Origin of the sequence: Actinomadura darangshiensis (assembly GCF_004349235.1) — a bacterium.
Lineage (GTDB): Bacteria > Actinomycetota > Actinomycetes > Streptosporangiales > Streptosporangiaceae > Spirillospora > Spirillospora darangshiensis.
The window spans coordinates 1-13,507 of record NZ_SMKY01000244.1 but is presented as its reverse complement, the minus strand read 5'-3'; the positions used below and the strand labels follow the sequence as shown (position 1 = coordinate 13,507).

Below are 13,507 nucleotides of genomic sequence, written 5' to 3'. Positions count from 1 at the left end.
AAGCCCCAGAGGGTAAGGCGCCCAAGAACGAAGCGCCGAAGGGCGGGACGCCCAAGGGCGAAGCACCTGAGAGCGAAGCGTCGAAGGGCGGGGCGTCTCCGGACGAGGGGCCTGCTGCCGCCGATGGTGGGGCGTCCGGGGCGGGTCTGCCGGAGCCGGTGCCGTCCTGGAAGGCGATGCTGCGCGGGCTCGGCCCGCGGGGGCTCGGGCTGAAGATCGGCGCGCCGGTGCTGGCGCTGCTGATCTCCCTCGCGATCACGATGATCCTGCTGCGGATCACCGGCGCCGACCCGGTCAGCTCGATCCAGAGCATGGTCGACTACGGCACCACCGAGAACTCGATCGTCGACATCCTGAACCGCGCCACCCGCTACTACCTGTCGGCGGTCGCGGTCGCGATCGGGTTCCGGATGGCGCTGCTGAACATCGGCGTGGACGGCCAGTACCGGCTCGCCGCGTTCCTCGCCGCAGCGCTCGGCGGCGCGGTCGCGCTGCCCGCCCCGTTCGGTCAGCTGCTGGTGATCGTCGCGGCGATGGTCGTCGGCGGGCTGTGGGCCGCGATCGCCGGCGTGCTGAAGGTCACCCGCGGGGTCAGCGAGGTGCTGTCCACGATCATGCTGAACGCGATCGCGACCGGCCTGATCGCCTACCTGCTGAACGACAAGCGGCTCGCCGAGGTCCGGCCGGGCAGCAACAACGTCGCGACGCCGCAGATCCCCGGGTCGGGACGGGTCGGCGGGCTGAACGGCTTCCTGTCCTCGATCGGCATCGACCTGCCCGGCGACGTGTACGGGCTGCTGCCGCTCGCGATCATCGTCGGGATCGTGTTCTGGGTCGTCATCAACCGCACCCGGTTCGGCTTCGACCTGAAGATCTCCGGGCTGTCGGCGTCCGCGGCGCAGGCCAGCGGCATCAACGCCCGCCGCATGATCGTCTACACGATGGTGGCGTCCGGCGTGGTCGCCGGCCTGATCGGCATGCCGGAGCTGCTCGGCGCGTCCTACGAGTACTCGCTGAACTTCCCGGCCGGGCTCGGCTTCACCGGCATCACGGTCGCGCTGCTCGGCCGCAACCACCCGGCCGGCATCGCGCTCGCCGCGCTGCTGTTCGCCTTCCTCGACCAGACCTCCGACGTGCTCCAGGAGGTCGACGTGCCGAAGGAGATCGTCGGGGTCATGCAGGGCGTGGTCGTGCTGACCGTCGTCATCGTGTACGAGCTCGTCCGGCGCTGGGAGATCCGGCTGCAGCAGCGGGCCGTCGCCGCCGAGCTGGCCACCGGCCACGACCTGGCCCGCGAGGCCGCTGGGAGTGCCTCATGAGCACCGCGACCGGGACGGTCTCCGTCAAGAAGGCCGCGAACGGCAAGCGCCGGCTGCGCTGGCCGCACTACCTGCTGATCGCGTCCGGGATGCTGGTGCTGCTGTCGCTGGTCCGGGTGATCGACGACGCGAACCCGGTGACCTCCAGCGGGACGATCAGCGCGGCGCTGCGGCTGGCCGTGCCGATCTTCCTGGCCGGGCTCGGCGGGCTGTGGTCCGAGCGGTCCGGCGTGATCAACATCGGTCTCGAGGGCATGATGATCCTCGGGACCTGGACGGGCGCCTGGGCCGGCTACCAGTGGGGCCCGTGGATCGGCGTCCTCGCCGGGATCATCGGCGGCGCGCTCGGCGGGCTGCTGCACGCCATCGCGACCGTGTCGTTCGGCGTCGACCACATCGTGTCCGGTGTCGCGATCAACATCCTCGGGCTGGGGCTGACGCAGTTCCTCGCCGGGCTGATCTTCGACAAGGGCGAGGCGAAGGCGCTCGGCGGCGGGCCGCGGCAGTCGCCGCCGGTCGACTCGATCAAGACGTTGACGCTGCCGGTGCTGTCCGGCGGCAAGATAGGCGGCTGGCAGAGTCCCGACTGGCTCGGCTCGCTGGAGGGGCACCACTGGTTCCTCGTCTCCGACATCGCGGGCATCGTGCGCGGGCTGACCAGCGACATGTCGCTGCTGACGCTGGTGGCGCTGCTGCTCGTCCCGGCCAGCTTCCTCGTGCTGTGGCGGACGGCGTTCGGGCTGCGGATCCGGTCCTGCGGCGAGGACCCGTACGCGGCCGAGTCGCTCGGCGTGCAGGTCTACCGGATGAAGTACGCCGCCGTGATGATCTCCGGCGGGTTCGCCGGGCTGGGCGGCGCGTTCCTGGTCACCGTCGCCGCCCCGTTCTACCAGGACGGCCAGACCAACGGCCGCGGCTTCATCGGCCTCGCCGCCATGATCTTCGGCAACTGGCGGCCCGGCGGGCTCACCGCGGGCTCGCTGCTGTTCGGCTACACCGACGCGATGAACGTGCGCGGCGGCGGGCAGTCCGTCCACGCGCTGCTGCTGTTCGTCGCGATCCTGCTGATCGCCATCGCGGTGTGGCAGGGCGTCAAGGCGAACCGGCTGCGGTCGGGGGCGGCGGTGGACGTGGCGCGCCGCCGCGACATGCGGGGCGCCTACCTGGGCGCAGTGCTGTCGCTGGTCGCGGCCGCCGCGCTGCTCATCTGGTTCCTGCTGAGCGACATCGTCCCCGGCGAGCTGGTCTCGTTCACGCCGCACCTGACGACGCTGCTCGTCCTGGCCCTGGCCAGCCAGCGCCTCCGCATGCCCGCCGCCAACGGTCTCCGCTACCGGCGCGGCGAGGCCCGTTGATTTGCGGCGTGTTGTTGTTAGGAGGCCGTCAAAACAACAACACGCCGCAGGTCAACTCGGCCGGCGAACTGAAAGGTTGGGCGTATGGAGATCGACTGGCCTGCCCTGCGCGACGCCGCGCGGGAGGCGATGACCCGTGCCTACTGCCCCTACTCCGGCTTCTCCGTCGGCGCCGCCGCGCTGGTGGACGACGGCCGGGTCATCACCGGATGCAACGTCGAGAACGCCTCGTACGGCGTCGGCCTGTGCGCGGAGTGCGCGCTCGTGTCGGCGCTGCACGGGCCCGGCAAGTCGTCCCGCCCGCGGTTGGTCGCGGTGTCGGTCGTCGACAAGCACGGGGACCCGGTGATGCCGTGCGGGCGCTGCCGCCAGCTCCTCTGGGAGCACGGCGGCGCGCCCATGCTGCTGGAGACCGTGCGCGGCATCCTGCCCATGTCGGACGTCCTGCCCGACGCGTTCGGCCCGGACGACCTAGTTGAGAGAGCGTGATCCGTGGACGCCATCGATGTCATCCGCGCCAAGCGTGACGGCGGGGCGTTGGCCCCCGAGCAGATCGACTGGGCGGTCGACGCCTACACCCGCGGCGCGATCGCCGAGGAGCAGATGTCGGCGCTGGCGATGGCGATCCTGCTGAACGGCATGTCCCGTCCCGAGGTGGTCCGGTGGACGGAGGCGATGATCCGGTCCGGCGAGCGGATGGAGTGGTCGGCGCTGGAGCGTCCGACCACCGACAAGCACTCCACCGGCGGCGTCGGCGACAAGATCACCCTGCCGCTGGCGCCGCTGGTGGCCGCGTGCGGGGCGGCCGTCCCGCAGCTGTCGGGGCGCGGCCTCGGCCACACCGGCGGGACGCTCGACAAACTGGAGTCGATCCCGGGCTGGCGGGCGTCGCTGTCGAACGCGGAGATGCTGGACGTGCTGGGCTCCGCGGGCGCGGTGATCTGCGCGGCGGGCGGCGGCCTGGCGCCCGCCGACCGCAAGCTCTACGCGCTCCGCGACGTGACCGGCACGGTCGAGTCGATCCCGCTGATCGCGTCCTCGATCATGTCCAAGAAGATCGCCGAGGGCACCGGCGCGCTGGTGCTGGACGTCAAGGTCGGGTCCGGCGCGTTCATGAAGACGGTGGACGACGCCCGCGAGCTGGCCGAGACGATGGTCGCGATCGGCACCGACCACGGGCTGCGCACGGTCGCGCTGCTCACCGCGATGGACCGTCCGCTGGGCAACGCGGTCGGCAACGCGGTCGAGGTCGCCGAGTCGGTCGAGGTGCTCGCCGGGGGAGGCCCGTCCGACGTGGTCGAGCTGACCCTGACGCTGGCCCGGGAGATGCTCGCCGCCGCCGGCCTGGCCGCGAAGGACCCGGCCGACGCGCTGAAGGACGGCTCCGCCATGGACGTCTGGCGCCGCATGATCACCGCCCAGGGCGGCGACCCGGACGCGCCGCTGCCGTCCGCCCGCGAGACCCACGTGGTCACGGCCCCGTCCGCGGGCGTCCTGACGCGGCTGGACGCCTACGGCGTGGGGGTGGCGGCCTGGCGCCTGGGCGCCGGCCGCGCCCGCAAGGAGGACCCGGTCTCGTTCGGCGCGGGCGTCATCTGCCACGCCAAGCCGGGCGACACGGTCCGTGCGGGCGAGCCCCTGCTGACCCTCCGCGCCGACGACGAGACCCGCTTCGCCCGCGCCCTGGAGTCCGTGGACGGCGCCTACTCGATCGCCGAGGCGGGAGAGCCGTCCCTGCACCCGCTGATCATCGACCGGGTGTCCTGACGGTCAGTGCAGGCCGCGGGGAAACGGCCGGGAGGAGCGGCCCGGCGCCCGTCCCGCGGACGGACGCCGGACCTCAGCGGCGGATCAGCAGCCCTTGAAGAGGGCCTGGCCGTACGCGCTCTTCTTGGTGTCCGGCCGGTCCTCCTGGATCGACAGCATGACCTGCCCTGCGGCCCATGGATCGGCATCGGTGACGTACCAGTTGCCGGGGAGCTTGTCGCGTCCCTCGGTGTAGCCGTAGTTGTTGATGTCCCAGTGGAACATCGTGGCGGTCACCTTGCGCTGCTTGAGCCGCTGTTCCGCCTGCTCGACGGTGAGTCCCCTGATGTCGAAGCAGTGCAGGGCCTCGCCGGGTGCGAATGCGCTGTTCGTGCTGTTGTACTGCTCTCCGGGACGGGCCTTGCGGCCGAACGCGATCTCCGCGTTGTTGCGGTAGCCGGTCGGGATGCGCAGTCCCCGCAGGCACTTCCCGTCGCCGCCGCCCCCGGTCACGCAGCGTCCCTCCTCGATCGTTTGGATCTTCCGCTTGTCCGGGCCCGAACCGTCGGCCTGCATGACGATCGTGCCGACCACGCTCGGCGAGGCCGGCACCATGGTCAGCTTGATGTGCATGCCGTGGGCGGCGAACTCCTCCTGGTAGCGCCGCGGATCGGCGAGCGGGTCCTTGATCCGGACGTCGATGTGGTCCTTTGACTTGGTGAAGCTCAGCGCCGCGACCGGCTGCGGGTCGAACCCGCCGGACCGGCCGCTCGGGGACGATCCGGGATGCGGCCTCGTGGCGTGCCCGTCCGGCTGCGCGACCAGGGCCGTCACGGCGACCGCGCAGGCGGCACCTACGGCGAGGGGCAGCCCGATCGTCCAGCGGCGGCGCCGCGCACGCGGCGCCCGGTGCGGCCGGGCCGCCTCAGCGGGGTCCGCGACTTCCGCGGCGGTGATCTGTTCGAGCATTTCGCGCCGCGTGTCCGCGCGCACCGGCCGCAGGGCCTCGGCGTCCGAGAGCGGCGCCGCCTGACGGATCAGGGAGTCGAGGTCGGTGGTCATGCGGATCCTGCCTTTCCGGACGGTGCGAGATGATCGGGCTTTGCGGCGGACGGCGCGGCGGACGCGCGGGCGACCAGGTGGCCGGCTCCGCGGCGTTCCAGCTCACGGGCGAGCCGGCGGCGGGCCCGATGCAGCCTGATCCGGACCGCGTTGCGGGTCACGCCGAGCACGGTGGCGATCTGACCGTTGTCGAGTCCCTCCCAGGAGGCCAGGGCGAGCAGTTCCCGGTCGTCCTCCGGCAGCGCGCCGAAGGCCGCACTGATCTCGGGATATTCCGGATCTGGGATCGGTGCCGCCGCCAGGTCCGCCGCGAGGTTCCGGCCGATCTTGGCGGTCAGGTCCCGGTGCCGCCGCTGCCCGCGGTGCAGGTTCGCCAGGGTCCGCCGCGCGACGCCGTACAGGTAGAAGCGCGCCTTCTCACCCGGTGGGACGTCGTCGAGGCGGCGCCAGGCGACCAGGAAGGTCTCGGCTATCACGTCCGCGGCGTCGTCGGCATCGCCCGTGCGCCGCCGCACGTAGCCCGTGACATGTCCGAGATGAGCCTCGTACAGCTCCTCGAACCGGGTCGAGCGTTCGTTTCCCAAACCATCTCCTCTCGGCGGGCGCCCCGCAGGGACGCTGCGTGCCCGACGGTCGGGGAATGTCCGGCTTCCGGAAGAGCATTTCAGGCGAAATGATCTTTTGGTGCCGGACATTCCTCTGGACGAGGCCCGCGCAGCCGCGCGGGCGCCCGTGGAGAGGGAGATCCTTGGCAGCCAGGAAGAGTACCGGCATGATCACGCTCGTCGCGGCGGCCGCCGCGACGACGACGTTCGCGACACCGCACCAGGCAGCGGCGGCCCCGTCGCCGTCCCCGCCTGCGGCCGCCCAGTCCGCCTCCGCCAGGTCCGTCCGCGATCGGTATCCGCATGGGCTGCGGGACGAGGCCGTCACCGAACCCGAGCACCGGCCGGCGAAGACGCGGCGCCTGGCGTCCAAAGCCGCGGACGGGGTGCAGGTGGTCATCGACGTCCTCGACCGGAACGGCAAGCCCCCGGCGACCGACGACGCGAACGGCGTGATCTTCTATCCCCTCGATGGAAGTGACCCGCTGTACGGCGAACTCGACACGGGGCACGTCGAAGGGCGACTTCCGGCGGGCGAGTACGCGGTGGTGGCGTACGTGAAAACGCCCGAGGGGAACGGCGACGCCTCCACCAGCGTGGTCTACCGCCCCCGCGTGCTGGTGCGGGACGCGACCAAGCTCGTCCTCGACGCCCGGGAGGCCCGGCCGGTCTCTGTCTCCGTGGACCGCGCGGACGCCCGCACGCTGGACGGAGCCATGAAGATCACCCAGCGGCTCGGCGGGACCCCGATGGTCACGATCTGGGGGGTTCCCCTCAAGAACGGCTATGTCACGCCCACCGACCCGGAGGCGGGCCTGGTCTTCACCACGCAAGCGGTCATCACCAGGAACGGCATGCAATCCGGCAGCCCGTACGTGTACAACGTGGTGGCCGAACGGCAGGAGCGGATTCCGGCGAACCCCGCGTTCCACGTGAAAACCGCGGACATGGCCAAGGTGGGGGTCCGGTACGGGACGGAGGGGCGTCCCACCTGCACGGGCGGGCACGCCGCCCCGGACTGGGCCGAGGGCGGCGGGATCGGCTTCTTCACCGGCGTCGGCGCCGCACCCGCCACGCGTACCGAGTACTACACACCGGGCGTCGCCTGGGACATCGACTGGATGAACACGACGCCGGACTGCGCCTTCGAATTCGACAAGACCGAGTTCTGGAACCGGACCGTCCGCTTCGCGGAGCCGGGCCCGCACCAGTGGAATCTGACCCCGGCTCCATTCGGCCCGGCCCGTCCGGTGGTCATCTGGGGCAGCGGAGACGAACCGGCACTGGCGGTCCACATGCACTCGACCTGGGACGGCCGAAGCGCCCTCGCGCCCTACACCGGAGCGAGCGGCTCCTCGGTCCTGCGGGACTCCACCGGACGGGTCGTCTACGAGAGCGACCAGCCTGGCACCGCCCACGGCTGGCCCGTTCCCCCGCCCGGGAACTACACGCTGACCATCGATGAGAAGCGTGAAGCCTCCTATTCGCCGCTCGCGACCCGCCAGCACGCGGTGTGGCACTTCACCGTCCGGGACGACGGCGTCGTGGCCCTCCCGTCCATCCGCTACCGGACGCCGCTCGACGACGACGCGACCGCCGACGCCGGGGCCAGGCAGGAGCTGACCTTGACGGTGGACCGCGCACCGCAATCCCGGCCGTCCCTCCAAATCTCCTACGACGACGGCAAGACCTGGACCCCGGTGACGGTCCGGCGCAAAGGAACGGAGTGGGCCGCGACACTGACGAACCCCGCGTCGGGGTTCGCCTCACTGCGCGTCACGGCCGCGGGCGTCGACCAGACCGTGATCCGCGCGTACGCGGTCAGAGGCCGGCGTTCCTGAGCCCGGCGGCCCCGCCGCACCCACGGCGGGGCCGTCGCTTTCACGGGCCCCGGCGTTCACACGTCCCCCAGCTCACGAACGAGGTGGGCGACGACTCCCTGAACACTCCGCGCCGGTGCGATTGGCCGCCCGTCCGACCAGGTGAACCACCATCCGGACCGGACGTAGTCGCACCCGACCTCGACCATCCGCCCCTCGCGCCGCCCCACTCCTGGGCGCTTTGGTGTCACATTTCGAGCTCGCGATCCTGACCGCTCGTCCGTCAGCCCCTCGTCCCGGCGGCCCTGATCGGATTGACTTGGGTGTCAAGTAGACTCAGAAGCAGATTTCCTGCAAAAATCGTGGCGTTACCTGCGTGAGGTGGAGGCTAGAGGTCGGATGCTGCTGAGTTTCCGTGCGTCGAACCATCGCTCGCTGCGCTCGGAGCAGCAGTTGCTGCTCACGCCCGTCTACGCCTCCGGCCGGCCGGAGGACGTCCCCTGGGAGGCGCTGACGGTCGCAGGGATCTTCGGAGCCAACGCCTCGGGCAAGTCCAACCTGCTGGACGCCTTTCAGTACATGGCCTACATGGTGCGCTGGTCCTTCAGGGAGAATGAGCCGGGCAGGGGGATTGAGCGCCATCCGTTCGCCCTGGACGATGAGATGCCGGCGGAAGTGTCCACCTTCGTGGTGGATGTGGACATCGACGGAGTCCGTCACACTTATGGGTTCGCGCTCGACGATGTCCAGATCGTCGAGGAGTGGATGTACAGCTATCCGCTCAAGAAGAGGCGGGTCATATTCCATCGGCGCGGTGATGTGTTCGATTACGGTGAGCACTCGCCCAAGGGCCTGCGTCAGGCCGAGCCGCTCACTGAACCCAATGTTCTTTTCCTGTCCGTGGCGGCGAGATCCAGGCAGCAGGTCCTGCGTCCGGTCTATGACTGGTTTCAGAAGATCGGATGGCGGACTTCGAACAAAGCGAATGCGTTGCCGCCGCCGGGGCTTGCCTCTGAGGACACGATACGTCTGACCAGCCTGTTGCGTGCGGCCGACACGGGAATCGTCGACACCGTCATGCTCGACGAGAGCGATGACGAGTACGCTGCGCGCGTTAGCATGGTCTGGGGTGGTGAAGGGAGGCCCCCACCTCGCCGGAAGCGCCTGCATTTCCAGCATCGGGGCGCGGACGGCAACGTGACCTTGAGTCTGTCGGAGCAGTCGACGGGAACCCGGTCTTTGTACCGTCTGGGACGATCCGCGTTCCGGTCGTTGGACCTGGGGAGCCCGTTCGTCGTCGACGAACTCGATTCGAGTCTGCACCCGTTTTTGGCCGCACAACTGATCAGACTGTTCCGCGATCCGCACGTCAACGCCCGTGGCGCACAACTGATCTTCACTAGTCATGACGCCTCGCTGCTGGGACGTATGCGGGGCGAGGAGGTCCTTCTTCGCGACCATATCTGGTTCACCGAAAAGGACGAGTGCGGAGCCACTGCGCTCTTCCCGGTATCCGAGTTCAAGCCGCGCAGTGAGGAGAATCGGGAGCGCCGGTACCTCGCGGGCCGCTACGGCGCCGTGCCGCTGATCGATGACGGACTGTTCGCCGCTGCCCTGGCCGCACGAGAGGACTCCGGGGATGTCTCCGAAGAGCCGTAGGCCGGGTGGCCGGTCGAACCGGGCGTTCAACACGCAGACCGATCTCCGCCGCCGCCCCGGCGGAACCCGGGAAGAGCGTCGAAGCCTGCTCATCCTGTGCGAGGGCAAGACCGAGAAGCAGTACTTCAGCGGGATGAGGACGCGCCGCGGGCCGCAACTCGCCATCGACGCACCCGGCTGCGATCACGTGGCGCTGGCACGGGAGGCCACGCGCCGCTGCGGAGAAGCTGAGTACGACGAAGTCTGGTGCGTCCTCGACACGGAACTGGACGACCGGCTCGTCAACGAGGTGCTCAAAGAGGCCCAGGGCTGCGACCTCGGCATCGCGTTCTCTTCGCCCTCCTTCGAGCTGTGGCTGATCCTGCACTGCCGGGACCACACGCGTCCCTTCCAATCGGCGAAGGAAGCGGAGAAGGCGCTGAAGGTACTGCGGCCGGGGTGGTCCAAGGCACTCACACGGTTCGAGGACTTCGAAATCGGCGTCGTTGACGCATGCGGGAGAGCGCGCAGGCTGCATGATGGCGACGGCCTACCTCCCAACCCTTCGAGTTCAGTCTGGCGACTGGTGGAGAAGATCCGTGGCCCCTCCGCCGAGTAGCGTGCACCGGCGGCGGGGCAGCGCGATCGAGTTCAGCCAGCCCACGCTCATGCGTTCAGCTCACGGACGAGGTGAGCGATGACGCTCTGGACGTTCCGCACTGGCGCGATCGGCCGCCCGTCCGACCAGGTGAACCACCATCCGGACCGGACGTAGTCGCACCCGACCTCGACCATCCGCCGGGACGCGCCGACCCGCACGACGCTCACCCACGCGACACCCCGCCGCTCGACGATCCCGCACGCGAATTCCGGCCGTCCCTCCATGGCGACCCGCAACGCGTCCAGGTGGGTACGCCGGTCGTTGGGCCCGGTGGGCAGGACGCCGGCCACGGCGTGCTTTCCCGAAGTCATGAGTCTCGCCTCTCTTCTGATGGGACGGCGCAGCCGGTGGGCCTGGGGGGCTGTCCACCGGCCGCGCCGCGTTCGTGGGGCGGCGTCAGCGGTTCCGGACCTGCGCCTTCTCGGCCTGCCGCAGCAGCGCCGTCCGAAGGAGAAGCGCGGAGGGGAACATCAGCGTCGGCTCGACGCCCACGCGGGGGTCGTGCAGGCTGGCCACCCATTCGCCCAGCCGGCCGTCCCGCTTGACGGCCCGCCAGATCCGCCACCCGCCGAAGTCGTCCCGCAGCCGCCCCAGCTCCAACTCGTCCCGCTCCCGCGCATCCATTCCGGACCCCTGATCACTCACCTGACCGATTTCGTGTGACCAGCATCACGGGTAGCCATTACGCTGAGCTACGGACCGAGCACAACAACGCACCAACCATGATCGCCCCCGACCCGAGGAGCGGCCCCCATGACCGCCGAGCCAGGCGCCCATACTCGTGACCCGCTTATTCGCACCTTCGGCATCGTCCTGCGCGGATACCGCGAAGCGGCGGGGCTGTCGCGACCCCAGTTGGCCGACGCCCTCGGCTGCACATACGCATGGATCGAGAAGATGGAGACCGGCACCAAGCCGTCCATCGCCTCCGCGATCGACCTGGACACCTACTTCAAGGTCCCGACCAAGTCCTTCGAGGACATGGCGAAGCAGATCGAACGGATGGGAAAGCGTCTGGCCTTCCCACCCGGCTTCCCCGAATTCGTCGCCCATGAGGCGAAGGCGACCTCGATCTACGGCTTCGAGGCCCAAGTGATCCCAGGCCTTCTCCAGAAGGAGGCCTACGCCCGAGCAATCATGGATGCTGGGCAGCCGCAAGACGAACTGAACGGCCTCGTCACGGCCCGGATCGCCAGGCAGGCCATCCTTCAGAGGCCCAAGCCGCCCCGCATGTGGTTCGTGATCGACGAGTCTGTTCTCCGCAGGCCGGCGGGTGGCCGGAAAGCCATACGGGAGCAGTTGGCGTACCTGGCTCACGTGATGACCGAATCACCGAATATCCAGGTCCGGATACTCCCTTTCGAGTCGATCACATGGGCAGGCCTCGATGGCTCCTTCGAGATGCTGGAGTTGTCGGACGGGCACAAGGCGGCATACCTGGAGTACCCGGGGTCGGGGCTTCTCACCCACGATCCGAGTAGGGTCGAAGCGACGTCGATACGCTTTCACCTTGTTATGGGTGAGGCGCTACCTGTGAGCGCGTCGCTCGAGTTGGTCATGAGGTCACTGGAGGATTACGAATGAGCATTCCCGACCTGCCTGACGTCCAGTGGCGTAAGAGCACTCGTAGCGGTGGTCAAGGTGGCAACTGCGTGGAGGTCGCAGGCATGGCTCCAGCCATCGCGGTGCGGGATTCGAAGGATCCGGAAGGTGCTCGGCTGGCGTTTGGTGCGACTGAGTGGCGTGTGTTCGCGCGGCGGGTGAAGGCGAGCGAGTTCGACTTGGGGCGGTAGGCGTGCGCGGGGCGGGCGTTCGGTGGTGGCGTCCGGCCGCACCCGGCGACCCTGGCCCTGCCCAGACGATGACCGGGGGCTGCCACGTGCGGGAGAGCGCGTGGCAGCGCCCGGTGGTTCCTAGAGGGCGGCGAGGTCCACGGCGTCGGCCATCGCCCGGTATCCGGCGTCACCTGGATGCAGGTGGTCGCCCGAGTCGTGGGCGGGGGCGAGGACGTCGCCCATCGCGCGAGCCAGGTCGATGACCGCGTCGTACTCGCCCGACTCGCGTAGCCAGGCGTTGACCGCGGCTCTCTTGGCCTCGCTGCGCGTGGTGGAGAAGGCCGAGCCGCGGATGGGCAACAGGGTCGTCCCGACCGTCCGCAGGCCGGCGGCCCGCGCCCTGTCGATCATGTCCCGGTGCCCGGCGATGACCTCGTCCGCGGAGACTTCGGTGTAGGGCGCGAGCACCGGGAACGGTGACGCGTCCGCGATCTCGCTGATGGCGATGTCGTTGATCCCGGCGAGGACGATGACGGTGCTCACGCCGGGCTGGGCCAGGACGTCCCGGTCGAACCGGGCGGGGGTGCGGTCGCCCAGCCAGGGCGAGTCGACCGTGACCCGGTTGCCGCCGATGCCCTGGTTCAGCACCGCGCGGGGCCGTCCCGCCGCGGCCAGCCGCCGTGCCAGCAGATCGGGGAACCGGCGATCGGTGTCCGGGGTGCCGCCGGTTCCGTCGACGAGCGAGTCCCCGAGCACCACGATGCCGTCGCCCGCTGTCCCGGTCACGTCGATCGCGCTGAGGTGGTACCAGGACTGCGAGGTCTCGGTGAAGGCCGCGCCGCCGGTGTCGGCAAGGCGGTCGCCCTTCGCCCGGTGCGTCGTCGCGAGCGCCTGCGCGTGGTACGTGGCCGGTCCGGACGGCTCGGCCAGGTACATCGTGACGGTCACGGCGTCCTGCGCACCGGTGGCGAACGCCACCGGGTCGGTGGCCAGGTCGGCACCGGGCGGGACGGCGAAGGACGGTTCACCGTCAACGGTCAGCTCCCGCAAGGTGCCGGGCCTGACGGCGGCGCGGCCGACGGCGGCGGCGACCGTGACGCCGGCGATCTGGAGAGGCACCGTCCCGTAGCGGTTGGTCAGGCGCACCCGCAGGGAGTCGCCGCCGACGCTGAGCCGGACGGTCTGCCGGGCGCTCTGGTCGCTGAAACCCTCCTCGGACCAGTTGGGCGCGAAACCGGCGCCCGGCCGCTGCGGCGAGGTGGTCCAAGCGGCGCTCCAGCCGCTCATGCGAAGAAGCCCACGATGCTCTGAAGGCGGCCGCCGGTGAACTCCACCACGTCGTAGCCGGTGGCGGCGGAGCCCAGGTGCCAGCGGAACAGCGCCCGGTCGTGGTGCACGCCGATCACGGTGTCGAGGGTGAACCGCAGGTCGCCGAGCTTCTCGTGCGCGCTGCCGATCGCTTCGGGCAGTGTGTTCATTTGCCGGCTCCTTCAAGAGCGGGGGACTGCTGGGGCTCGGGGACGGGG

15 protein-coding genes are annotated in these 13,507 nt (G+C 70.0%); 9 read left to right on the top strand and 6 right to left on the bottom strand.

Annotation, left to right across the window (positions count from 1 at the left end):
- Nucleotides 1–176: 176 nt before the first annotated feature.
- The 4 genes from E1293_RS35460 to E1293_RS35445 all read left to right on the top strand — a co-directional run bounded on the left by E1293_RS35460 (nt 177) and on the right by E1293_RS35445 (nt 4,441).
- The gene (locus E1293_RS35460; RefSeq protein WP_132202542.1) at nt 177–1,319 is read left to right on the top strand and encodes an ABC transporter permease; all 1,143 of its coding nucleotides are present in this window, start codon (nt 177–179) and stop codon (nt 1,317–1,319) included.
- Nucleotides 1,316–2,674, top strand: a complete 1,359-nt coding sequence (locus E1293_RS35455; protein WP_132202540.1) for an ABC transporter permease — start codon at nt 1,316–1,318, stop codon at nt 2,672–2,674. The genes E1293_RS35460 and E1293_RS35455 overlap by 4 nt, the downstream gene beginning before the upstream one ends.
- Nucleotides 2,675–2,758: 84 nt before the next feature.
- The gene (locus E1293_RS35450; protein ID WP_132202538.1) at nt 2,759–3,163 is read left to right on the top strand and encodes a cytidine deaminase; all 405 of its coding nucleotides are present in this window, start codon (nt 2,759–2,761) and stop codon (nt 3,161–3,163) included.
- A gap of 3 nt (nt 3,164–3,166) precedes the next feature.
- Complete coding sequence (locus E1293_RS35445; protein ID WP_132202536.1) at nt 3,167–4,441, top strand: thymidine phosphorylase; 1,275 nt, start codon at nt 3,167–3,169, stop codon at nt 4,439–4,441.
- Between the two features lie 84 nt (nt 4,442–4,525).
- Here the strand turns inward: E1293_RS35445 and E1293_RS47935 are convergent, their stop codons facing one another.
- Nucleotides 4,526–5,482 carry a hypothetical protein gene (locus E1293_RS47935; RefSeq protein ID WP_165978542.1) on the bottom strand — a complete coding sequence of 319 codons (957 nt, stop codon included), beginning with the start codon at nt 5,480–5,482 and terminating at the stop codon, nt 4,526–4,528.
- Nucleotides 5,479–6,066 (bottom strand): RNA polymerase sigma factor, encoded by a 588-nt coding sequence (locus E1293_RS35440; RefSeq protein WP_243717024.1) that lies wholly within the window; start codon nt 6,064–6,066, stop codon nt 5,479–5,481. Before E1293_RS35440 ends, E1293_RS47935 begins: the two co-directional genes overlap by 4 nt.
- A 188-nt stretch (nt 6,067–6,254) precedes the next feature.
- Between E1293_RS35440 and E1293_RS35435 the strand changes: the two genes are divergently transcribed.
- The 3 genes from E1293_RS35435 to E1293_RS35425 all read left to right on the top strand — a co-directional run bounded on the left by E1293_RS35435 (nt 6,255) and on the right by E1293_RS35425 (nt 10,164).
- On the top strand, nt 6,255–7,928 hold the full coding sequence (locus E1293_RS35435; protein ID WP_132202532.1) for a hypothetical protein: 1,674 nt from the start codon (nt 6,255–6,257) through the stop codon (nt 7,926–7,928).
- A gap of 378 nt (nt 7,929–8,306) precedes the next feature.
- Nucleotides 8,307–9,566 (top strand): AAA family ATPase, encoded by a 1,260-nt coding sequence (locus E1293_RS35430; RefSeq protein WP_132202530.1) that lies wholly within the window; start codon nt 8,307–8,309, stop codon nt 9,564–9,566.
- On the top strand, nt 9,547–10,164 hold the full coding sequence (locus E1293_RS35425) for an RloB family protein (RefSeq protein WP_132202528.1): 618 nt from the start codon (nt 9,547–9,549) through the stop codon (nt 10,162–10,164). The genes E1293_RS35430 and E1293_RS35425 overlap by 20 nt, the downstream gene beginning before the upstream one ends.
- A gap of 47 nt (nt 10,165–10,211) precedes the next feature.
- Here the strand turns inward: E1293_RS35425 and E1293_RS35420 are convergent, their stop codons facing one another.
- Both E1293_RS35420 and E1293_RS35415 read right to left on the bottom strand, forming a co-directional pair.
- Nucleotides 10,212–10,517, bottom strand: coding sequence for a hypothetical protein (locus E1293_RS35420; RefSeq protein WP_132202526.1), 306 nt, complete (start codon nt 10,515–10,517; stop codon nt 10,212–10,214).
- An 85-nt stretch (nt 10,518–10,602) separates the two neighbouring features.
- A complete protein-coding gene (locus tag E1293_RS35415; protein WP_132202524.1) occupies nt 10,603–10,830 on the bottom strand; it encodes a hypothetical protein in 228 nt (75 codons plus the stop codon).
- Nucleotides 10,831–10,959: 129 nt separating this feature from the next.
- Between E1293_RS35415 and E1293_RS35410 the strand changes: the two genes are divergently transcribed.
- Both E1293_RS35410 and E1293_RS35405 read left to right on the top strand, forming a co-directional pair.
- Nucleotides 10,960–11,790, top strand: a complete 831-nt coding sequence (locus tag E1293_RS35410; RefSeq protein WP_132202522.1) for a helix-turn-helix domain-containing protein — start codon at nt 10,960–10,962, stop codon at nt 11,788–11,790.
- Nucleotides 11,787–11,999 (top strand): DUF397 domain-containing protein, encoded by a 213-nt coding sequence (locus E1293_RS35405; RefSeq protein WP_132202520.1) that lies wholly within the window; start codon nt 11,787–11,789, stop codon nt 11,997–11,999. The genes E1293_RS35410 and E1293_RS35405 overlap by 4 nt, the downstream gene beginning before the upstream one ends.
- A 120-nt stretch (nt 12,000–12,119) precedes the next feature.
- On the opposite strand, the gene E1293_RS35400 is transcribed toward E1293_RS35405, so the two are convergent.
- Together E1293_RS35400 and E1293_RS35395 are read right to left on the bottom strand one after the other, a co-directional pair.
- Nucleotides 12,120–13,268: an SGNH/GDSL hydrolase family protein gene (locus E1293_RS35400; RefSeq protein WP_132202518.1), complete on the bottom strand. Its 1,149-nt coding sequence runs from the start codon at nt 13,266–13,268 to the stop codon at nt 12,120–12,122.
- Nucleotides 13,265–13,459, bottom strand: a complete 195-nt coding sequence (locus E1293_RS35395; RefSeq protein WP_132202516.1) for a hypothetical protein — start codon at nt 13,457–13,459, stop codon at nt 13,265–13,267. Before E1293_RS35395 ends, E1293_RS35400 begins: the two co-directional genes overlap by 4 nt.
- Between the last annotated feature and the right edge of the window lie 48 nt (nt 13,460–13,507).